The following is a 20,285-nucleotide window of genomic DNA, read 5'->3' on the forward strand; positions in this document are numbered from 1 at the left end:
ACGGCTCAGCCGAGCAGGCCAGCGATGTCCATCGGCCGGCCGCGGCGGCGCAGTTCGACGGTAACCTGCGGCTCCTCGCCAGCGGCGGCGCGGCCGAGCGGCATGCCCGCGGCGACGCGCTGGCCGGCGCGGACCCGCAACGCACGGAGGCCGGTGACGAGGCTGGTCCAGCCGTCGCCATGATCGATGATGACGATGCCGCGATAACCGCGGAAGGCGCGGGCATAACGGACGATGCCGCCCGCCGGCGCGACCACCGGCGCGTCGGGGGCGACGGCGAAGGTCAGGCCGCGGGCGCGCACGCCGGCGTCGGAAATCTCGTCGAGCCCGGTGACGAGCCGCCCGCGCACCGGCAGGCGATAGACGCCGCGGACGCGCGCCGGCGCGACGCTGCCCGGTGCGAGCGGGCGCGGCAGCGGCCCCGGCAGAGCGGCGAGATCGGCGGCGCGCGCCCGCGCCACATCGCCCGCGCCGAGCTTATCGACGAGATCGCGGGCGCGCTCGCCGAGCGCCAGCGCGCGGTCCGATTCGCTCATCGCGGTGCGGCCGAGCGTTTGGCTGCGTTGGCGGTGCGTCGCCTCGAGGCGCGCGAGCGCGGTGCGATCCGCTTCGAGCCGCACCCGTCCGTCGCGCAGCGCGGTGGCGGCGAGCGCAGCGTCGGCCTGCAACGCGCGGGTGCGGGCGATCGCCTGGCGCACCGCATCGGTGCGCGCGCGCACCACCGGCAGCGCGCCGCCGAGCACCGCGCGGACATGGACGAGATCGTCGACCGATCCGGGCTGGGCGATCGCCACCAGCGTCGGTCGGCGGGCAAGTGCGGTCAGTGCGGCGAGCAGCCGCGCGACGGGCTGCTGCTGCGCGGCGAGCCGGCCCTGCTGGTCGGCGAGCAGATGCGCGACGATCGCCTGCCGCGCGCGGGCGGCGGCGAGGTTCGCTTCGGCGGCGGCGACACGGGCGGTGAGCGCGGCCTCCTCGGCGCGCGCCTTGTCGGCGGCGTCGCGCTCGGCGGCGGCGTCGCGGGCGAGATCGTCGGCGCGGCGCGCGGCGAGCGTCGCGTCGCGCCGGGCAGCGGCGAGGCGCTGGCGTTGATCGGGGAGGGTCTGGCTGTGGGCGGGAAGCGCGAGCGCGAGCAGCGCGAGGCAGAATGCGATTCCCCTGCCCTCTCCGCTTCGCGGCTGCGAGGCTCGTCCCCTCTGCCGACTGGAAAGGGAGAAGTCGCCGAAGCGGGCACGTGAGGGTGAGAGCGATACGCCCGCCATCACCCCTCCCGGTGGTACGGATGCCCCGCGAGGATCGACGTCGCGCGGAACAATTGCTCCGCCAGCATCGCCCGCGCCAGCATGTGCGGCCAGGTCGCACGGCCGAACGACAGCAGCAGATCGGCCTCGGCGCGCTCGGCATCGCCGAAACCGTCCGCCGCGCCGATCAGGAAGCGCACCTCGCGCGTGCCGGTGTCGCGCCAGCGCTCCAGCCGGCGCGCGAAATCCAGCGACCCCAGCACTTCGCCCCTTTCGTCGAGCAGGACGCGGATCGTCTGCGGTTCGAGCGCGGGCAGCTTGCCGCCGGTGTCGGGCAGCTCGGTGACGCGCGTCGGCCAGACGATCCGCTTGAGGTAGCGCGCCACCAGATCGGCCTCGGGCGAGCGCCCGATCCGTCCGCGCGCCACGACGTGCAGAAGGATGTCAGGCCTCTGGCGTCGACGAGGCGGGGGGGACGGGCAGCGGTTTCAGCGACGACGACACGGTATCGCCGAACTGCCACATCCGCTCCAGATTGTAGAAGGTGCGCACTTCGGGCCGGAAGAGGTGGACGATGACGTCGTTCGCATCGATCAGCACCCAGTCGGCGGTCTGCAGACCCTCGATCCGCACGCTGCGCCGGAACTCGGCCTTGATCTTCTCGGCGAGCTTGTTCGCCATCGAGGCGACCTGGCGCGTCGAACGGCCGCTGGCGATCACCATATGGTCGGCGATCGTCGATTTGCCCGCGAGCGGGATGGTGATCACTTCCTCGGCCTGATCGTCTTCGAGGGACGCCATGATCAGCCGGTGCAGAGCCTCGACTTCGGCCGGATCGGCCGGACGCACGGCTTGGGGGTTAGTCGCCAAGGGGACTCCTGGGTTGCTGGGCCGGGTGGCGCCGGTGCCAGTCGGGATCGGCCGCACGGGCCGCGGTAGCGGAGGTAGGGTCGGGGCGGAAGCGCAACAGCACGAGTGCCGGCAATCTCCACATCGTCCAATGCTTCGCGTGGCTTGCGGGCCGTTGGAAGCGTCGCAGCCAACCCATGGCGACGCTCGCCCGGGCGGCCCGCTCATACCCCGGACGCGCGATCACCGCAATCGGCATCGTACGCGCGATCTCACGCCAGCCGCGCCAGCGATGGAATTGCACCAGATTGTCCCCGCCCATCAGCCAGATGAACTGCCGGTGCGGGTAGCGACGTTGCAATTTGCGCAGCGTATCCAGCGTATAGCGGGTGTGCAGCCGCGACTCGATATCGGTGGCGCGGATCGGCGCGCGGCGCGCCTGCCGCTTCGCCGAGGCGAGCCGCATCGCAAGCGGCGCCATGTCGCCGGCCCCGTCCTTCAGCGGGTTGCCCGGCGACACCAGCCACCACGTCTCGTCGAGATCGAGCGCGCGGATCGCGGCGAGCGTGATCGCGCGATGTCCGCGATGCGCGGGGTTGAACGACCCGCCGAGAATGCCGGTGGGGGTCAAAATTCGATTTGCCAATCTTCCCGCTCATGATGATCGCGGATCACTGCGACCGCTCGTCGCGGATACGGTAACGCAGCAAATAAGGCGTGTCGAAAATACGCAGGATCCGATGGCCATGACGATGTGGCCGCCCGCTCAGGGGAAAATTCTCGAGGAAACGCGCCCGGTCGCGGATCGCGATGAGCATCCGCAACGCGACCGCCGGGGACGCCTCGCGCGTGAGCCAACCGTTGATCGTCGCCAAATCGTCGCGCGCGAGCGGCGACCAGATTATCCGCATCGGTCCCGATGCTTGGCGATCATCGCATCAAGTTCGGCCATGACCTGTTCGTGCGGCACGCCTTCGCCGCGATCAAGCGAGTCGATGCCGGCCTGAATGAAGGAGTCGAAATCCGCGTCGCTCTCCGCCGCACGGCGGATTGCCTGGGCCGCGAATTCACGGCTGCTCATACCACGGCGAAGCGCGACGCTGTCGACCAGCGCCATCGTATCGGCATCGACTTCGGTTGTGATCGGCAGAAGGCTGGCCATGCCGCGAGTATAGGCGCGGCGCGACCGGTTCTCAACTCGTCAGCGCACCTGCCCCGTCCCCCGCCCGATCCATTTGTACGTCGTCAGCCCCTCCAGCGCGACCGGCCCGCGGGCGTGGAGGCGGCCGGTGGCGATGCCGATCTCCGCGCCCAGGCCGAATTCGCCGCCGTCGGCGAATTGGGTCGAGGCGTTCCACAGCACGATCGCGCTGTCGACGCCGGCGAGGAAACGCTCCGCCACCGCCTCGTCCGCCGCAACGATCGCGTCGGTATGGTGTGAACCGTGCCGTGCGATATGCGCCATCGCGCCCTCGACGCCGTCGACCAGCGCGACCGAGGTGATCGCGTCGAGATATTCGGTGTCCCAATCCTCCGCGGTGGCCGGCGCGATGCCGGTCGCCGCGACGATATCGGCATCGCCGCGGACCGCACAGCCGGCGTCGGCCAGCGCGTGGACGAGCGCGTCGGGCGCGGCGAAGGCACGGTCGATCAGCAGCGTCTCCATCGACCCGCAGATGCCGGTGCGCCGCATCTTGGCGTTGACGACGATCGCCCGCGCCATCGCGGCATCGGCGGAGCCATCGACATAGACGTGGTTGATGCCATCGAGATGCGCGAGCACCGGCACGCGCGCCTCCGCCTGGACGCGCGCGACGAGGCTCTTGCCGCCGCGCGGCACGACGAGGTCGATGACGCCGTCCGCCGCCAGCATCGCGCCGACCGCCGCGCGATCGGTGGTCGGCACCAGTTGCGCCGCATCCGCCGGCAGCCCCGCCGCGGCGAAGCCCGCCGCCAGCGCCGCGTGGATCGCGCGGTTGCTGTGCACCGCCTCCGACCCCCCGCGCAGGATCGCGGCATTGCCCGCCATCACGCACAGCGCCGCCGCGTCGGCGGTGACGTTGGGCCGCGATTCGTAGATGATGCCGATCACCCCGATCGGCACGCGCACGCGGCTGAGCTGCAGGCCGTTGGGGCGTTCGGCGCGGTCGATCACCTGCCCGACGGGATCGGCGAGCGCTGCCACCGCCTCGACCCCCGCGGCCATGCCGGCGATCCGGCCCGCGTCGAGCTGCAACCGGTCGAGCAGCGCGGCCGACAGCCCGCGCGCCGCGCCCGCCGCCATGTCGCGCGCGTTGGCGGCGAGGATCGGCGCTTCGGCATCGCGCAGCGCCGCGGCGGCGGCGCGCAATGCGGCGGCCTTAGTCGCGGTCGGCATGCCGGCGAGCGCGGCGGCGGCACGGCGGGCGCGGCGGCCCATCTCGGCGATCAATTCGGTCGGATTCTCTGCGTCGGCCATCAGGTTCGTTACCACGAACTGCCCCCTCGCGCCACGATCGCACTCTTGCTACGTCCATGCCATGTCGGGGGATATCACAGCAGCAGGCGACCTCATCACCGGGGCGCTCGGGGCACGGGCGGTCGAGCCGCATGCGGGGGACGGCGCGGGGCACGGGCATGCCGGCGACCTGTGCCTCAATTGCGGGACGCGGCTGATCGGCGCACATTGCCACGCCTGCGGCCAGAGCGGCCATGTCCACCGCAGCGTCGGCGCGATCGGCCACGAGATCGCGCACGGCGTCTTCCATTTCGAGGGCAAGATCTGGCGGACGCTGCCGATGCTGCTGTGGCGGCCCGGCGACCTCACCCGCCGCTACGTCGCCGGCGAGCGCGCCCGCTTCGTCTCGCCGCTCGCGCTGTTCCTGTTCACCGTCTTCCTGATGTTCGCGGCGATCAGCGCGCTCGGCGGCGATATCGCCGAACTGGTCACGCCCGAGCGGATGAACAGCAACGCCGTCGGCCTGGCGCGCGGAGCCGAGAAGGCGCAGCAGGGGCTCGACAAGGCGGAGGCGCAGCGCGCGCAGCTGGTCGCCGCGGGCCGGCCGACGGCGCAGGTCGACAAGGACATCGCCTCGCTGCGCACCGCGATCGCCGCGCTCAGGCGCGTCGACGGCGGCGGAACCGGCGACATCCCCCTCGCGCTGACCAATGCGAAGACGGGATGGGAGAAACTCGACCACGGATTGCAGAAGGCGAGCAAGAACCCGGGGCTCGCGCTCTACAAGCTGCAATCGAGCGCGTACAAATACAGCTGGCTGCTGATCCCGATCTCGACGCCGTTCGTCGCGCTGCTGTTCCTCTGGCGGCGGCGGTTCGGGCTGTACGACCATGCGATCTTCGTCACCTACAGCCTCGCCTTCATGATGCTGATGGTGATCGCGCTGATGCTGCTCGGCGTCGCAGGTCTAGGCAGCGGCTGGATCGTGCTGGCGGTCTTCGCGCTGCCGCCGCTGCACATGTACCGCCAGCTACGCGGCGCCTATACGCTGCGCACGCTGTCGGCGCTGTGGCGGACCGCCGCGCTGCTCGTCTTCGCCTGGGCGGCGTTGCTGACCTTCGTCGCGCTGCTGCTGATGCATGGGCTGACCGACTGAGCGGCCGCTCAGGTCGCCGCCAGCGCCCGATACGTCTCGCGCAGCGCGACCTTGTCGATCTTTTCCGTGCCCAGCCGCGGCAGCGGTGCGTTGGCGATCCAGATGCGCGTCGGCACCTTGAAGGCGGCGATATGGTCGGCGAGGAACGCCTGCAGCGCGCCTTCGGTCAGCGTCTCGCCGTCGCGCGGCTGGACGACCGCGCCGGGCACCTCGTCGAAGCGCGCGTCGGGCAGGCCGAACACCGCCGCCTCCGCCACCGCGGGATGCGAGTAGAGCGCCGCCTCGACCTCCTGGCACGAGATATTCTCGCCGCCGCGGATGATGATGTCCTTCTTGCGGTCGACGATGAACAGATAGCCGTCCGCGTCGAGATAGCCGATGTCGCCGGTGCGGAAATAGCCGTCGGCGGTCATGCAGGCCGCGGTCGCCTCGGGCCGGTTCCAATAGCCCAGGAAGTTGCAGATCGAGCGGATCGCGACCTCGCCGCGCGCGCCCTGCGGCACCGAAACGCCGGCATCGTCGAGGATGGCGAGATCGACCAGCGGCGGCGAGGCGCGGCCGGCGCTATTGGGCTTGGCGAGATAATTGGTCCGCCAATTGCCGGTGCCGACCGCATTGGTCTCGGTGAGGCCATAGCCGATCAGCGGCGCACCGCCGCCCATCTCGGCATCGATCCGCCGCACATGCTCGACCGGCCGCGGCGCGCCGCCGGCGGCGAAGTCGGTGACGGTCGACAGATCGTAATGCGCGCGATCGGGATGGGTCAGGATCTCGAAGCTCATCAGCGGCACGCCGACGAAATAGCTGATCCGCTCCTGCGCGATCAGCCGCATCGCCTCGCCCGCGTCCCATTTGGGCATGAGCACCAATTTGCGCCCCATCGCGAAGCTCTGCAGCAGCACCGGCACCTCGGCGGTGACGTGGAACAGCGGCAGCGTCAGCAACGTCGAGGGCTGTTCGGTCGGCGCGTTGCCGTCCTGCGCGGCGATGCCGAGCATGGTGAGCGCCTGCGCGAGATAGTTGAAGACGCCCTGGATCACGCTGCGATGGTCGCACAGCGCCCCCTTCGACTGGCCGGTCGAGCCCGAGGTGAACAGGATCGTCGCATGATCCTCCGCGGCGACCGCCGGAAGCGGCATGTCGGACTGGCCGGCGGCGGTCACCGCGCCGAGCGCCTGCGCGAGCGGCAGCGTGTCGTCGATCGTGACCACGGGCGCGTCGACGCCGCCGAGCCGCTTCGCCCGCGGCGCATCGGCGAAGACCAAGGCGCAATCCACCTCGCGAATCGCCGCCGCCAGCTCCTCCGCCTGCCACCAGCCGTTGAGCAGGGTGGCGACGCCGCCCGCCATCACCACGCCCATGTAGAGCACGATCCACGCCGGCGAGTTGCGCATCGCGATGCCGACGCGGTCGCCGCGGGCAATGCCGCGATCGGCGACCAGCGCCTGCGCGACGCCGGTGGCGACCGCATGGACCTGCGCGAAGGTCAGCCGCTCGGCCCCGGACACCAGAAAGGTCTTGTCGGCATGTTCCTGACAATAATGGGCAAAATAATAAGGGAGCGAGGGCGGCGCGGCGGTGATGATCGAATAGTCGCGCCCGTCGCGCTGCGTGGTGCCGAGCGGCAGCATGCCGCCGGGCGCGGTCAGCGCCGCCATGGTCGCGTCCATGCGCTCGTCGAGCGTCGTCCTCATATCTCTCTCCGCTTGGTCTTGTGCCTTTGGCCCACTATGCAGACGCCAAACCCTGGGGGAAAGCCTTGATCCTGCCGTTGCTCGCCGCTGCCGCCCCCACCGCCGTCCCGGCGGGCGGCGGCCACATCCATTTCGCCGATCTGGGGCTGCACCCCGACATCTTCTCGATCGGCTTCTTCACGCTGCGCTGGTACAGCCTCGCCTATATCGCGGGCATCCTGGTCGGCTGGTGGTATCTGCTCAAGCTGCTCGCCCAGCCCGGCGCGCCGATGGCGCGGCGCCATGCCGACGACCTCGTCTTCTACGCGACGCTCGGCATCATCCTCGGCGGGCGGATCGGCTATGTGCTGTTCTACGCGCCCGAGATGCTGCTCCACCCGATCCGCATCCTGCGGTTGTGGGACGGCGGGATGAGCTTCCACGGCGGGGTGATCGGCACGTCGATCGGGATCATCCTGTTCGCGCGCAAGCACAAGCTCGATTGGCTGCGGGTCCACGATTACATCGCCTGCGTCGTGCCGTTCGGGCTGTTCTTCGGCCGGCTGGCGAATTTCGTGAACGGCGAATTGTGGGGCAAGCCCGCCGACGTGCCCTGGGCGATCGTGTTCGAGCGGACCGTGCCGTTCGACGTGCCCGAGCCGGCGCGCCACCCGAGCCAGCTCTACGAGGCGGGGCTGGAGGGGATCGTGCTGTTCGCGATCCTGTGGTTCGCCTTCTGGCGGACCAAGGCGCGCTACCAGCCGGGCAAGCTCGTCGGCCTCTTCGTGCTCGGCTATGGCGTCGCGCGGTTCATCGTCGAATTCTTCCGCGAGCCCGATGCGCAGTTCCGCGGCTCGTTCATCGAGGCGACGCATATCCATATGGGCCAGTGGCTGTGCATGCCGATGATCGTCGGCGGCCTGTATCTGGTGCTGACCGCGCCCAAGCGGCGGACGCGGGTGGAGCCGATCGCGGGGACGCAAAGCGTGGCGTAGGCCCGTCACCCCTTCCTTCCCTCGTCATTCCGGCGAAAGCCGGAACCCATGGATACGGTGCAACAGGCGTTGGCACGTACCATCAGCCGCTCGCGACCATGGGTCCCGGCGTTCGCCGGGATGACGATGGGGTTTGGGGGGATCGCCCCCCTAAACCCTTGCGCCGTCCCGTCCCCGCCGTCATTTCGGGCGGGTGACCGAAGCCCCCCTCCCCGACCGTCTCGCGCGCGCCATCACCCTTGCCGGGCCGATGCCGGTGTCGCAGTTCATGGCCGCCGCCAATGCGCATTATTACGCGACCCGCGATCCGTTCGGCGCGCGCGGCGATTTCGTCACCGCGCCCGAGATCAGCCAGATGTTCGGCGAGCTGATCGGTCTGTGGTGCGCCGATCTGTGGGACCGCGCCGGCCGGCCGGAGGTCGCCTGGGTCGAGCTCGGCCCCGGTCGCGGCACGCTCGCCGCCGACGCCTTGCGCGCGATGGCCAAGGCGGGCCTCGTCCCCGCGGTACATTTCGTCGAGACCAGCCCGGTGCTGCGCGCCGCGCAGGCCGAGCGCGTACCGGGCGCGACCTGGCACGACGGCGTCGAGACGCTGCCAGCCGACGCCGCGCTGCTCGTCGTCGCCAACGAATTCTTCGACGCGCTGCCGATCCGCCAGCTCGTCCGCCGCGGAGAAGGGTGGCACGAACGGCTCGTCGCCTGTCAGGACACGTTGTTCCTGCCGATCGCGGGCAAGGCCGTGCCGGTCGAGCTGCTGCCCGAGCCGTTGCGCGACGCCTCCGCCGGATCGGTGCTGGAGATTTCGCCGGCGAGCGTCGCGGTGATGCAGGCGCTCGGCCGCCGCATCGCCGCGCAGGGCGGCGCGATGCTCGCGGTCGATTACGGTTACGAGGGGCCGGCGCTCGGCGAGACGTTGCAGGCGGTGCGCGGCCACGGCTTCGCCAATCCGTTCGAGACGCCGGGCGACAACGACCTGTCCGCGCATGTCGACTTCACCACGCTCGCCGCCGCCGCGCAGGCGGCAGGCGCGGTCGCCTGGGGGCCGGTGACGCAGCGCGACCTGTTGGGCGGGCTCGGCATCGACGGGCGCGCCACCGCGCTCGCGCGCCATGCGCCGGAGCGGACCGAGGCGATCCTCGCCGATCGCGCGCGGTTGATGGGAGAGATGGGGATGCTGTTCAAGGCGCTGGCGGTGACGCACCACGACTGGCCGACGCCGGCGGCGTTCGGCGCATGACCGCGACGCTGCGCAACCCCACGGTTGCCGATGCCGAGGCGATCGCCGCGCTGATGGCGGATTGCTTCACCGCGACCTTCGGCCCGCTCTACGATCCCGCCGATCTCGCGAGCTTCCTTGATGCGCTGACGGTGGAGCAATGGCGTGCGGAGCTGGCCGATCCCGCCTTCGCCTTCCTGCTCGCCGAGGACGATGGCGCGGCGGTGGGGTTCGCCAAATTGGGGCCGCATTCGTTGCCGGTGACGCCCGCCGGCGCGATGATCGAGCTGCGCCAATTGTACCTGCGCGGATCGCAGCAGGGCAGCGGGCTGGCGGCACGGATGATGGATTGGGTGATCGCCACCGCGCGGGCACGCGGGGCGGGCGAGCTATTCCTGTCGGTCTATGTCGACAACCATCGCGCGCGGCGCTTCTACGAACGCTATGGCTTCGAGGAGATCGGCGTCTACACCTTCATGGTCGGCGATCATGCCGACGAGGATCATCTGATGCGGCTGGCGCTGTGAGCGTCGGGGTGAGCGTCGAGACGATCCGCGCGCGGCGCTTCGACGGCGTGCCCCACGGCTTCCTCGGCCGGCGCGGTGGCGTGTCGGAGGGGGTGGTCGCCGGACTCAACGTCGGATTGGGCTCGGCCGACGATCCCGCCGCGGTCGCCGAGAACCGCCGCCGCGCCTGTGCCGCGGTGCTGCCGGATGCGGCGCTGCTCGGCCTCTACCAGATCCATTCGGCCGAGGCGGTGGTCGTCACCGCGCCTTATGCGGACGACGCGCGACCGCGGGCGGATGCGCTGGTCACCGACCGGCCGGGCCTGCTGCTCGGCATCCTCACCGCGGATTGCGCGCCGGTGCTGTTCGCCGATCGCGAAGCGGGCGTCGTCGGCGCGGCGCACGCCGGATGGAAGGGCGCGCTCGGCGGCGTCACCGACGCGACGCTGGCGGCGATGGAGTCGCTGGGCGCGCGGCGCGAGCGGATCGTCGCCGCGATCGGGCCGTGCATCGCGCGCGCCTCCTATGAGGTGGACGACGGCTTCCTGCGCATTTTCGCCGCAGCCGATGCGGCGAACGAGCGCTTCTTCGCCGATGGGCGCGCAGGCCATCACCAGTTCGATCTCGAAGCCTATGTCGCGCACCGGCTCGCCGCCGCAGGGGTGACGCGGATCGAGGCGCTGGGGCTCGACACTTATGCCGATGCCGACCGTTTCTACAGCTTCCGCCGCGCGACGCATCGCGGCGAGGCGGATTACGGACGGCAGATCAGCGTGATCGGATTGGGGTAAGACCGCCCCCTGCCCCTCCTCGTCATCCCGGCGAAGGCCGGGACCCATGGTTGCGGGCGGCCGATGATGTGCGCCGTCGCCAGCGGCACCGGACCCATGGGTCCCGACTTTCGTCGGGATGACGAATTGGGGGCGGCCACCCGCCATCCCTCACCGCCAACCGCAAACTGGTGTCATCCGTTACGATCCGCGGCTATGCTCCGGTCATCAAGGAGAAGACCATGCCCGACGAAGCAGAACTGACCGGCGCCGGCGGCACCCAGAGCCCGGCCGCGAGCGATATCGGCGTCGAGAAGATCGGCGACCGCAAGCTGCGCCCCTCGACGATGATGATGGGCCACGGTTTCGACCCGGCGCTGTCGGAAGGCGCGCTCAAGCCGCCGATCTTCCTCACCTCGACCTTCGTCTTCCCCAATGCCGCCGCGGGCAAGCGCCATTTCGAGGGCGTCACCGGCAAGCGGCCGGGCGGCGCCGACGGCCTGGTCTATTCGCGCTTCAACGGCCCGAACCAAGAAATCCTCGAGGACCGGCTCGGCATCTGGGAGGAAGCGGAGGACGCGCTCGCTTTCTCCAGCGGCATGTCGGCGATCGCCACCCTGTTCCTCGCGATGACCAAGCCGGGCGACACGATCGTCCATTCCGGCCCGCTCTATGCGGCGACCGAGACGCTGATCGGCCGCATCCTCGGCAAGTTCGGGGTCAAGTGGCTCGACTTCCCGGCCGGCGCAACGCGCGAGGAGATCGACGCGGTGATGACCGAGGCGAAGACCGGCCATGTCGCGCTGATCTACCTCGAAAGCCCCGCCAACCCGACCAACGCGCTGGTCGATATCGAGGCGGTGGCGGCGAGCCGCGACGCGATCTTCGCCGATGCCGACGAAAAGCCGCCGATCGCGATCGACAACACCTTCCTCGGTCCGCTGTGGCAGCAGCCGCTGCGCCACGGTGCCGATATCGTCGTCTACAGCCTCACCAAATATGCCGGCGGGCATAGCGACCTCGTCGCGGGCGGCGTGCTCGGCAGCAAGGCGCACATCAACACGATCCGCTCGATGCGCAACACGATCGGCACGATCTGCGATCCGCATACCGCGTGGATGCTGCTGCGCAGCCTCGAAACGCTGGAATTGCGGATGAGCCGCGCCGGCGAGAATGCGGTCAAGGTCTGCGCCTTCCTGCGCGACCATCCCAAGGTCGAGCGCGTCGGCTATCTCGGCTTCCTGCCCGACACGCCGGGGATGGAGCGCCAGGCCGATATCTACGCCCGCCATTGCACCGGCGCGGGCTCGACCTTCTCGCTGATCGTCAAGGGCGGCGAGGCGGAGGCGTTCCGCTTCCTCGACGCGCTGCGCATCGCCAAGCTCGCGGTGTCGCTCGGCGGCACCGAGACGCTCGCCAGCCATCCGGCGGCGATGACGCATCTGTCGGTGCCCGAGGAGCGCAAGGCGGCGCTGGGCATCACCGACAATCTGGTGCGCATCTCGATCGGCGTCGAGGATGCCGACGATCTGATCGCCGACTTCGATCAGGCGCTCGCGGCGATCTGACCGGCGCGCGCGGCGGCGCGGAGAAGTGTTGTTCGCGCAGAGGCGCAGAGGGCGCAGAGGGGTCGCGCCCTCTGCGCCGAAGGCGCCTTTTCATCGGGGGCTGAGTGGTTCGGCCGCATTGCGCGCAACTCCTCTGCGGTCTCTGCGCCTCTGCGCGAAAATGGAATCACGCGAAGGCGCGAAGACGCGAAGAGATTGCGCCACAGGCTTCCTCACGTTCTCCGTCCAAGAGGGAACGGGCCACGCCCGCGGCGCGCGCAACCCCTTCGCGTCTTCGCGTCTTCGCGTCTTCGCGCGAATCTCCCTTTCCACCTTCCCGAACGCGCCTTGCCCCGATGCGGCAATGTCACGATGATAAGCGGATGCCCGATCTCGCCACCTTCATCACCGGCCTGCCCAAGGCGGAGCTGCACCTGCATATCGAGGGCAGCCTCGAACCCGAACTGATGTTCGCGCTGGCGCAGCGCAACGGCGTCGCCATCCCCTTCGCCAGCGTCGAGGAGGTGCGCGCCGCCTACAGCTTCACCCGCCTGCAGGACTTCCTCGACATCTATTATCAGGGCGCCAACGTCCTGCTGACGCGCGAGGATTTCCGCGACCTCGCGATCGCCTATTTCGACCGCGCCGCCGCCGACGGGGTCGTCCATGCGGAGATCATGTTCGATCCGCAGACGCATCTCGCCCGCGGCGTGGCGTTCGAGACGGTGATCACCGGCCTGCTCGACGGCATCGCCGACGCCGGGGCGCGCCATGGCATGAGCGCGGCGCTGATCCTCTGCTTCCTGCGCCATCTCGACGAGGCGGACGCCTTCGCGACGCTGGCGGCGGCGCAGCCGTGGCTCGACCGGATCGCCGCGGTCGGGCTCGATTCGTCCGAACTCGGCCACCCGCCCGAAAAATTCGCCCGCGTCTTCGCCGCGGCGCGCGCCGCCGGGCTGCGGCTGGTCGCGCATGCCGGCGAGGAGGGGCCGCCCGACTATGTCTATCAGGCGCTCGACGTGCTCGGCATCGACCGGCTCGACCACGGCAACCGCAGCCTCGAGGACCCGGTGCTCACCGCGCGGCTGGCGCGCACCGGCATGACGCTCACCGTCTGCCCGCTGTCCAACCTCAAGCTCTGCGTCGTCGACGCGATGGCCGATCATCCCATCGACCGCATGCTGCGCGAGGGGCTGCGCGCGACGATCAATTCGGACGATCCCGCCTATTTCGGCGGCTATGTCGCCGCCAATTACCAGGCCGCCGCGGAGGCACGCGCCCTCAGCCGCGCCGACCTCGCGCTGCTCGCGCGCAACAGCTTCCTCGGCTCCTTCCTGCCCGACGAGACGGTGGCGGCGCATCTCGCCACGCTCGACGCTTATGTGGCGGCGCAGTGATGCCGGTCTTCACCCATATCCCGCACGACGAGTTCGTCGCCGCGGTCCATACGCTCGCCGGCGCGCTGCGCGACGGCGGCTGGACGCCCGATTTCATCATCGGCATCGGCCGCGGCGGCCTCGCCCCGGCGGTGTATCTCAGCCACGCCACCGGCCTGCCGATGCTCTCGGTCGATTATTCGAGCCAAGTCGAGGATTTCGCCGAAGCGCCGCTGGTCCGCCTCGCCGAACGCACACGCGCCGGCGAGAAACTGCTGTTCGTCGACGACATCAACGATTCGGGCCGGACCATCGGCCATATTCGCACGACGCTGGCGAACGCCGGCGCGACCGCGGCGGTGCTGCGCTTCGCGACGCTGATCGACAATGTCAGCTCGGCCGAGCGTGTCGATTACGCCGCCCGCACGATCGACCGGCGCGACACCAAGGACTGGTTCGTCTTCCCGTGGGAAGCGGTCGCGCCGCAGCAGTCGCTCGCCGACGATGCCGCCGAGGTCCCCGACCGGATCGCCTGAGCGCTGCTCGCCGCGCCCAGCGCCCCTTGCCGTTTCAGCGGAGGGCCAGATGCCCCAACCTATGGACAGACCCATGACGCCCCATAACGCCCGCCTCGCCGCCCTCCGCGCCGAACTCGCCCGCATCGGCCTCGACGGTTTCGTCGTGCCGCTTACCGACGAGCATATGAGCGAATATGTCGGCGCCTATGCGCAGCGGCTCGGCTGGCTGACCGGCTTCGGCGGCTCGGCGGGCAGCGCGGTGGTGCTCGCCGCGCGCGCCGCGATCTTCACCGACGGCCGCTACACGTTGCAGGTGCGCGAGCAGGTGTCGGGCGACGACTGGGCCTATGTCCCGGTGCCGCAGGAGAGCGTCGCCGGCTGGCTCGCCGCCAATGTCGATGACGGCGCGCGGATCGGCTACGATCCGTGGCTGCACACCAGCGGCTGGGTGAAGGACACCACCGCCGCGCTCGCCGACCGCGGCGCGACGCTCGTCCCGGTCGAGGCCAATCCGATCGACGCGGTGTGGGACGACCGCCCCGCCCCCTCGCCCGCGCCGCTGACCCCGCACGACGACGCTTATGCCGGCGAATCCTCCGCCGCCAAACGCGCCGGCATCGCCGACTGGCTGGCCGAACAGCGCGCCGACGCGGTCGTGCTCACCGCGCTCGATTCGATCGCCTGGACGCTCAACGTCCGCGGCGGCGACGTCGCGCACACGCCGGTGACCCTGTCCTATGCGATCGTCGGCAGCGACGGCACCACCGACCTGTTCGTCGCGCCCGGCAAGATCGACGATGCGGTCCGCCAGCATCTCGGCAACGCCGTCCGCCTGCACGATCGCGACGCCTTCGCCGCGGCGCTCGGAGGCTATGCCGGCAAGCGCATTGCCGCCGATCCCGAACGCGCCGTCGCCGCGATCTTCGACGCGCTCGGCGCTGCGGGCGCCAAGGTGCTGCCGCTGCGCGATCCCGTCGTCCTCGCCAAGGCGCGCAAGAACCCCGTCGAGGTCGCCGGCCACCGCGCCGCCTCGCTCCGCGACGGCGCCGCGCTCACCCGCTTCCTGCGCTGGGTCGAGACCGAATGCCCCAAGGGCGGCGAGACCGAACTCTCCGCCGCCGCCCGCCTGCTCGCCTTGCGCGCGGAGACCGGCCTGCTGCTCGACACGTCGTTCGACACGATCTCGGCGACCGGCGCGCATGGCGCCAGCCCGCATTATCACGTCACCGAAGACTCGAACGCGCCGATCCGCAGCGGCGAGCTGTTCCTGATCGATTCGGGCGGCCAGTATCGCGACGGCACCACCGACGTCACCCGCGTCATGCCGATCGGCGCGCCGACGCCCGAGATGCGCGACCGCTTCACCCGCGTGCTCAAGGGCCATATCGCGATCGCCACCGCGATCTTCCCCGACGGCACCTGCGGCGCGCAGATCGACGGCTTCGCGCGCCGGCCGTTGTGGGAGGCGGGGCTCGATTTCGGCCATGGCACCGGTCACGGCATCGGTAGCTATCTCGCGGTCCACGAGGGGCCGCAGCGGATCGCCGCGCCCAATTACCCCGGCGGCGCCTCGCTCGAGCCGCTGCGCGCGGGCATGATGCTCTCGAACGAACCGGGCTATTACAAAGCGGGCGAATACGGCATCCGCATCGAGAATCTGCTGCTCGTCATTCCGGTGGAGATCGCCGGGGGCGACCCCGATCGCCGCATGCTCGGCTTCGAGACGCTCACCTTCGCACCGATCGAGCGGACGCTGATCGACTCGGCGCTGCTGACCCGCGACGAGCGCGACTGGCTCGACGTCTACCATGCCGAGGTGCTCGCCCGCATCGGCCCGGAGCTGGACGCGGACGACCGCGACTGGCTCGCGGCGAAATGCGCGCCGATCGGCTGAGCGGCTATTCGTCGGGCTGCGTGGGTTTTTCCGGGGCATCGGCGGCGGGCGCGGTTTGCGCTGCGGCGCGCGCCTGCGCCTTGCGCCGATGCAGGTTCGCCCGCAATTGCGCCGCCAGCCGCTGCGCCCGTTCGTCCTTGTCCGCCATGCCGATCTGCCTAGCCGCGACGACAAGCGCTTGACAATGCGTTCCGGGTCGTCTCTAGGCGCACCTCGCCCGAACGGGTCGAGTGCTGCCGTAGCTCAGTGGTAGAGCGCATCCTTGGTAAGGCTGAGGTCGTGAGTTCAATCCTCACCGGCAGCACCATTTTTTCCTGACATTCCCGCCGTTTGGCGGAAGGCCGCGGCGACTTGGCGCAGCTTGTCGGGGTTGCGGACAATGTAGATCGCCGCGATCCGGCCATCGCGCACGTCGAGTGCCGTGGTCTGCAGCACGCCGCCGCGTTCGCGGCTGACATAGCCCGGCAGGCCGTCGATCGTCGTCAGGCGCAGCAGCGCGACGGGGGCATCGCGATACTTGCGCCGCAACCCCGCGAACAGCCGCAGCGCACGATCGATCCCGCGGATCACGTTGCGGAACGCCGGGACCCCCCCGCCGCCGTCGGCGTGGATCGCGACGTCCTGCGCCAAGAGCGCGGACAGCGCCGCCGCGTCGCCGTCGCGCGCCGCGGCGAAGAAGGCGCCGGCGATGCGCGTGCCCTCGGCAAGCTCGAGCGGATAGCGCGGGCGGGCCTCGGCGACGTGCCGGCGCGCGCGCGCGGCGAGCTGGCGCACCGTCGCCGGCGTCCGGTCGAGCGTCTCCGCGATCGCCGGCAGTGCCACGTCGAACACGTCGTGGAGCAGGAAGGCGGCCCGCTCCAGCGGCGACAGGCGTTCGAGCGCCAGCATCAGCGTCAGCGTGAGATCGTCCGAAACGTCCCCCGCCACGTCCCCCGCCCCGGCGGCACCGAGCAGCGGCTCGGGCAGCCACGCGCCGACATAGGTCTCGCGCCGCACCCGCGCCGATTTGAGATGATCGAGGCACAGGCGCGTGACGACCCGCGTCAGCCACGCCGCCGGCACCTCCACCGCATCCGCCCGCGCCCAGCGCAGCCACGCGTCCTGCACCACGTCCTCCGCCTCGGCGAACGAGCCGGTCATGCGATAGGCGAGGCGGAGCAGCCGCGGCCGTTCCGCCTCGAACGCGGTCGCGTCAGCCATCGTCCACCGGATGCGGCACGCGAAAGCCGACCTGCACGCGGTTCCAGGTGTTGATCGCCCCGATCGCCATTGTCAGCCAGACCTGCTCGCCCGGCGTGAATGCCGCCGTCAGCGCATCATAATCGACATCGGGGGCCTGCGTCTCGGGCAAGCGCGTCAACGCCTCCGCCCAGCCGAGCGCCGCACGTTCGCGATCGGTGTAGAGCGTCGATTCCCGCCACGCCGTCAGCATATAGAGCCGCAATTCGGTTTCGCCGTGGCGACGCAGATCGCCCGAATGCATGTGGAGGCAAAAAGCGCAGCCGTTGATCTGCGACACGCGGAATCTGACCAGTTCGAGCAGGTTGTGGTCTAGCCCGCTGTGCGTCAGGCTCTGTTCCAGCGCGACCATCGCCTTGACCGCCTCGGGGGCGAGAGCGTGGGGGTTGCGGATACGCGGTGTCATCGTCGATCTCCCTCGGCGCGGGATCGCGCCGGAGAGAAGACGAGACAGGCAGCGCGGGTGTGACATGCCGGCGCATATCGATCGCCCGCATGTCGCGGCCCGGACGCAGCGCGCCCGGGCCGCGCGGAATCAGATCTGCGCCATGCCGCCGTCGACGAACAGCTCGCTGCCGGTCATGAAGCTGCTGTCGTCCGATGCCAGGAACGCCGCCGCCGCCGCGGTTTCGACGGGCTCGCCGAGCCGGCCGAGCGGGGTGGTCGCGCCCATTGCCTCGAACGCCGCCTCGCCGACGACGTCCAGCGCCAGTTCGGTGCGCGTCGGTCCGGGCGAGAGCACGTTGACGCGGATGCCGCTGCCGCGCAGGTCCTGCGCCCAGCTCCGCGCGAAATTGCGCACCGCCGCCTTGGTGGCGCTGTAGACGCTGAACTGCGGCGTTCCCATCACGCCGGTGGTCGATCCGGTCAGGATGATCGACCCGCCGGCACGCATCAGCGGCAGGCCCTTCTGCACGGTGAACAGTAGGCCCTTCACGTTGACGTCGAAAATCTGGTCGTAATGTTCCGGGGTGATGTCGCCGAGCGCGGCGAAGGCGCCGGTGCCGGCATTGGCGAGCAGGATGTCGAGCTGGCCGCGTTCCGCCCGGATCGTGTCGTAGAGCGTGTCGAGATCGGTAAGGTCGTCGACCGATCCGCGGACCGCGCGCGCATTCTCGCCGAGCGTCGCCAGCGCAGCGTCGAGCGCCGCCTGCCGCCGCCCGAAGATATAGACGAACGCGCCTTCGTCGATGAAGCGTTTGGCGGATGCCAGACCGATGCCGCTACCGCCACCGGTCACCACTGCCGTCCTGCCCTGCAATCTGTTCATAGCGTGTCTCCATTCGAGGTGCGGCAGAACTGGCGGTGCGCAAACCTATCGACAAGTATGCACCTTTTGGTAAGTACCCGGATATGACCGATGTTTCTTCGCCCCCCGCATTCTCCTGCGGCCTCGACGCGACGCTGCGCATCATCGCGGGCAAGTGGAAGCCGTTGATCGTCTATTTCCTGTGCCAGTCGCCGAGTCGGTACGGCGAGCTGCGCCGCGCGGTCCGCGGGGTCAGCGACAAGATGCTGATCCAGCACCTCAAGGAGCTGGAGGCGGACGGGATCGTCGAGCGCCACGATCATCAGGAGGTGCCGCCGCGCGTCGATTATACGCTGACCCCGCTCGGGCACAGCCTGGCGGCGGCGCTGGCGCCGCTATGCGTCTGGGGTTCGGAGAATATGGCGGAGGTGGCGCGCGTCTTCGCCGAACGCGACGCCTGGACGCGCGCGGCGGAATGACCGGCCCGTCGCCGTCTTGGCACGCATGGGGCTGGTGCCCGACGATCCGTCCAGATCGGACGATGCTGCGCTTCCGGGTGCGCGGTCCGGACCGTCCGCCGCCAGGAGAGCCCCGATGACCGAACCGTCCCGCCGCCTGTTCCTCTCCGGTGCCGCATTGGCGGTCGCCGCCCCGGCACTGGCGAAGGCCGCCGCCGCGCCGATCGTCAACCCGCTCGTCCGCCAGCGTGCCGATGCGCAGGTCTTCCGGCATAGCGACGGCTGGTATTACATGACCGGCTCGGTGCCCGAATACGATCGGCTGGTGCTGCGCCGGTCGCGCACGCTCGCCGGGCTGTCGACCGCCAGCGAGAAGGTGCTGTGGCGGCATCAGGCGAGCGGGGCGATCTCCGGCTTCCTGTGGGCGCCCGAATTGCATCGGATCGACGGCAAGTGGATCATGTATTTCGCCGCCGGGCCGAGCGGCGGCGGCGCCGACGTCTTCCACATCCGCACCTATGCGATCGTCTGCGACGGCGCCGATCCGATGACCGGCGGCTGGTCGGTGCTCGGCCAGCTCGAAACGCCGTGGGACACGTTCAACCTCGATTCGACCAGCTTCGTCCATCGGGGCACGCGCTATCTCGCCTGGGCGCAGCAGGAGCCGGGGATCGCGACCAATTCCAACCTCTATCTGGCGCCGCTCGCCACGCCGCTGACGCTGGCGGCGAAGCCGGTGCGGTTGTCGGTGCCGGAACTCGACTGGGAAACCCGCGGCTACAGGGTCAACGAGGCGCCAGCGGTGCTGGCGCGGCACGGGCGGCTGTTCATGACCTATTCGGCGAGCGCCACCGATGCACGCTATTGCCTCGGCATGTTGACCGCCAGCGCCGACGCCGATCTGATGGACGCCACGGCGTGGAGCAAGAGCCCCGTGCCGGTGATGACCTCTTCGCCCGCGCACAAGGTCTATGGGCCGGGACACAACAGCTTCACCGTCGACGAGCGCGGTCGCGACATGCTGGTGTTCCATGCGCGCGACTATGATGCGATCAAGGGCGATCCATTGTTCGACCCCAATCGCCACACCCGCATCCAGCCGATCACCTATCGCGGCGACGGCACGCCGGTGTTCGACCCGCCGGTGGCGAACGGACCGCTGCG

22 protein-coding genes, 1 tRNA gene and 1 pseudogene are annotated in these 20,285 nt (G+C 70.1%); 12 read left to right on the forward strand and 12 right to left on the reverse strand.

Translation table 11 applies throughout. The annotated features are described in order from the left end of the window. Positions 1-5: 5 nt before the first annotated feature. From SFC76_RS03710 to SFC76_RS03740, 7 genes are read right to left on the reverse strand one after another with little or no spacing between them, the layout of a single operon-like run. Complete coding sequence (locus tag SFC76_RS03710; RefSeq protein WP_322848154.1) at positions 6-1,259, reverse strand: murein hydrolase activator EnvC family protein; 1,254 nt, start codon at positions 1,257-1,259, stop codon at positions 6-8. Continuing rightward, positions 1,259-1,681, reverse strand: coding sequence for a 23S rRNA (pseudouridine(1915)-N(3))-methyltransferase RlmH (locus SFC76_RS03715; RefSeq protein ID WP_322848623.1), 423 nt, complete (start codon positions 1,679-1,681; stop codon positions 1,259-1,261). Before SFC76_RS03715 ends, SFC76_RS03710 begins: the two co-directional genes overlap by 1 nt. Before the next feature lies 1 nt (position 1,682). After that, complete coding sequence (gene rsfS / locus SFC76_RS03720) at positions 1,683-2,039, reverse strand: ribosome silencing factor (RefSeq protein ID WP_322848155.1); 357 nt, start codon at positions 2,037-2,039, stop codon at positions 1,683-1,685. A 58-nt stretch (positions 2,040-2,097) separates the two neighbouring features. After that, complete coding sequence (locus tag SFC76_RS03725; protein ID WP_322848156.1) at positions 2,098-2,733, reverse strand: nicotinate-nucleotide adenylyltransferase; 636 nt, start codon at positions 2,731-2,733, stop codon at positions 2,098-2,100. Between the two features lie 25 nt (positions 2,734-2,758). Continuing rightward, positions 2,759-2,998 (reverse strand): type II toxin-antitoxin system RelE/ParE family toxin, encoded by a 240-nt coding sequence (locus SFC76_RS03730; RefSeq protein ID WP_322848157.1) that lies wholly within the window; start codon positions 2,996-2,998, stop codon positions 2,759-2,761. Beyond that, positions 2,989-3,249, reverse strand: a complete 261-nt coding sequence (locus tag SFC76_RS03735) for a CopG family ribbon-helix-helix protein (protein ID WP_322848158.1) — start codon at positions 3,247-3,249, stop codon at positions 2,989-2,991. The genes SFC76_RS03730 and SFC76_RS03735 overlap by 10 nt, the downstream gene beginning before the upstream one ends. 39 nt (positions 3,250-3,288) lie before the next feature. Beyond that, positions 3,289-4,545: a glutamate-5-semialdehyde dehydrogenase gene (locus tag SFC76_RS03740; protein WP_322848159.1), complete on the reverse strand. Its 1,257-nt coding sequence runs from the start codon at positions 4,543-4,545 to the stop codon at positions 3,289-3,291. Positions 4,546-4,606: 61 nt separating this feature from the next. On the opposite strand from SFC76_RS03740, the gene SFC76_RS03745 reads away from it, so the two are divergent. Then, positions 4,607-5,680, forward strand: coding sequence for a DUF3667 domain-containing protein (locus tag SFC76_RS03745; protein ID WP_322848160.1), 1,074 nt, complete (start codon positions 4,607-4,609; stop codon positions 5,678-5,680). 8 nt (positions 5,681-5,688) lie between these two features. Here SFC76_RS03745 and SFC76_RS03750 read toward each other — a convergent pair whose 3' ends face one another. Continuing rightward, positions 5,689-7,374 (reverse strand): class I adenylate-forming enzyme family protein, encoded by a 1,686-nt coding sequence (locus SFC76_RS03750; RefSeq protein WP_322848161.1) that lies wholly within the window; start codon positions 7,372-7,374, stop codon positions 5,689-5,691. 65 nt (positions 7,375-7,439) lie between these two features. Between SFC76_RS03750 and lgt the strand changes: the two genes are divergently transcribed. From lgt to SFC76_RS03790, 8 genes are all read left to right on the forward strand, one after another. Further along, on the forward strand, positions 7,440-8,348 hold the full coding sequence (lgt, locus tag SFC76_RS03755; RefSeq protein WP_322848162.1) for a prolipoprotein diacylglyceryl transferase: 909 nt from the start codon (positions 7,440-7,442) through the stop codon (positions 8,346-8,348). A gap of 250 nt (positions 8,349-8,598) precedes the next feature. Next, entirely contained in the window at positions 8,599-9,585 is a 987-nt protein-coding gene (locus tag SFC76_RS03760) for a class I SAM-dependent methyltransferase (protein WP_322848624.1), read from the forward strand. Beyond that, positions 9,582-10,091, forward strand: a complete 510-nt coding sequence (locus tag SFC76_RS03765) for a GNAT family N-acetyltransferase (RefSeq protein ID WP_322848163.1) — start codon at positions 9,582-9,584, stop codon at positions 10,089-10,091. The genes SFC76_RS03760 and SFC76_RS03765 overlap by 4 nt, the downstream gene beginning before the upstream one ends. Next, a complete protein-coding gene (gene pgeF, locus SFC76_RS03770) occupies positions 10,088-10,861 on the forward strand; it encodes a peptidoglycan editing factor PgeF (protein ID WP_322848164.1) in 774 nt (257 codons plus the stop codon). The genes SFC76_RS03765 and pgeF overlap by 4 nt, the downstream gene beginning before the upstream one ends. 221 nt (positions 10,862-11,082) lie before the next feature. Beyond that, on the forward strand, positions 11,083-12,408 hold the full coding sequence (locus SFC76_RS03775) for a cystathionine gamma-synthase family protein (protein WP_322848165.1): 1,326 nt from the start codon (positions 11,083-11,085) through the stop codon (positions 12,406-12,408). A 362-nt stretch (positions 12,409-12,770) separates the two neighbouring features. Beyond that, complete coding sequence (locus SFC76_RS03780) at positions 12,771-13,784, forward strand: adenosine deaminase (protein ID WP_322848166.1); 1,014 nt, start codon at positions 12,771-12,773, stop codon at positions 13,782-13,784. Continuing rightward, on the forward strand, positions 13,784-14,299 hold the full coding sequence (locus tag SFC76_RS03785) for a phosphoribosyltransferase domain-containing protein (RefSeq protein WP_322848167.1): 516 nt from the start codon (positions 13,784-13,786) through the stop codon (positions 14,297-14,299). Before SFC76_RS03780 ends, SFC76_RS03785 begins: the two co-directional genes overlap by 1 nt. 73 nt (positions 14,300-14,372) lie before the next feature. Beyond that, positions 14,373-16,175 carry an aminopeptidase P family protein gene (locus SFC76_RS03790; protein WP_322848168.1) on the forward strand — a complete coding sequence of 601 codons (1,803 nt, stop codon included), beginning with the start codon at positions 14,373-14,375 and terminating at the stop codon, positions 16,173-16,175. Positions 16,176-16,179: 4 nt separating this feature from the next. Here the strand turns inward: SFC76_RS03790 and SFC76_RS03795 are convergent, their stop codons facing one another. Then, on the reverse strand, positions 16,180-16,323 hold the full coding sequence (locus SFC76_RS03795; protein WP_322848169.1) for a hypothetical protein: 144 nt from the start codon (positions 16,321-16,323) through the stop codon (positions 16,180-16,182). A gap of 84 nt (positions 16,324-16,407) precedes the next feature. Here SFC76_RS03795 and SFC76_RS03800 point away from each other — a divergent pair. Further along, a tRNA-Thr gene (locus tag SFC76_RS03800) sits at positions 16,408-16,482 on the forward strand. Here SFC76_RS03800 and SFC76_RS03805 read toward each other — a convergent pair. The 3 genes from SFC76_RS03805 to SFC76_RS03815 all read right to left on the reverse strand — a co-directional run bounded on the left by SFC76_RS03805 (position 16,461) and on the right by SFC76_RS03815 (position 18,684). Then, a complete protein-coding gene (locus tag SFC76_RS03805) occupies positions 16,461-17,375 on the reverse strand; it encodes a sigma-70 family RNA polymerase sigma factor (RefSeq protein ID WP_322848170.1) in 915 nt (304 codons plus the stop codon). The two genes, SFC76_RS03800 and SFC76_RS03805, sit on opposite strands and share 22 nt — an antisense overlap. Beyond that, on the reverse strand, positions 17,368-17,820 hold the full coding sequence (locus SFC76_RS03810; protein ID WP_322848171.1) for a carboxymuconolactone decarboxylase family protein: 453 nt from the start codon (positions 17,818-17,820) through the stop codon (positions 17,368-17,370). The genes SFC76_RS03805 and SFC76_RS03810 overlap by 8 nt, the downstream gene beginning before the upstream one ends. 129 nt (positions 17,821-17,949) lie before the next feature. After that, positions 17,950-18,684: a glucose 1-dehydrogenase gene (locus tag SFC76_RS03815; RefSeq protein ID WP_322848172.1), complete on the reverse strand. Its 735-nt coding sequence runs from the start codon at positions 18,682-18,684 to the stop codon at positions 17,950-17,952. A gap of 83 nt (positions 18,685-18,767) precedes the next feature. Here SFC76_RS03815 and SFC76_RS03820 point away from each other — a divergent pair, with 83 nt between their 5' ends. Both SFC76_RS03820 and SFC76_RS03825 read left to right on the forward strand, forming a co-directional pair. Beyond that, on the forward strand, positions 18,768-19,142 hold the full coding sequence (locus SFC76_RS03820) for a winged helix-turn-helix transcriptional regulator (RefSeq protein WP_322848173.1): 375 nt from the start codon (positions 18,768-18,770) through the stop codon (positions 19,140-19,142). A gap of 115 nt (positions 19,143-19,257) precedes the next feature. Then, positions 19,258-20,283: pseudogene (locus SFC76_RS03825) on the forward strand (family 43 glycosylhydrolase); the annotation flags it as partial. Positions 20,284-20,285 lie beyond the last annotated feature (2 nt).

The organism is Sphingomonas sp. CD22, assembly GCF_034556155.1.
Classification (GTDB): Bacteria; Pseudomonadota; Alphaproteobacteria; order Sphingomonadales; family Sphingomonadaceae; genus Sphingomonas.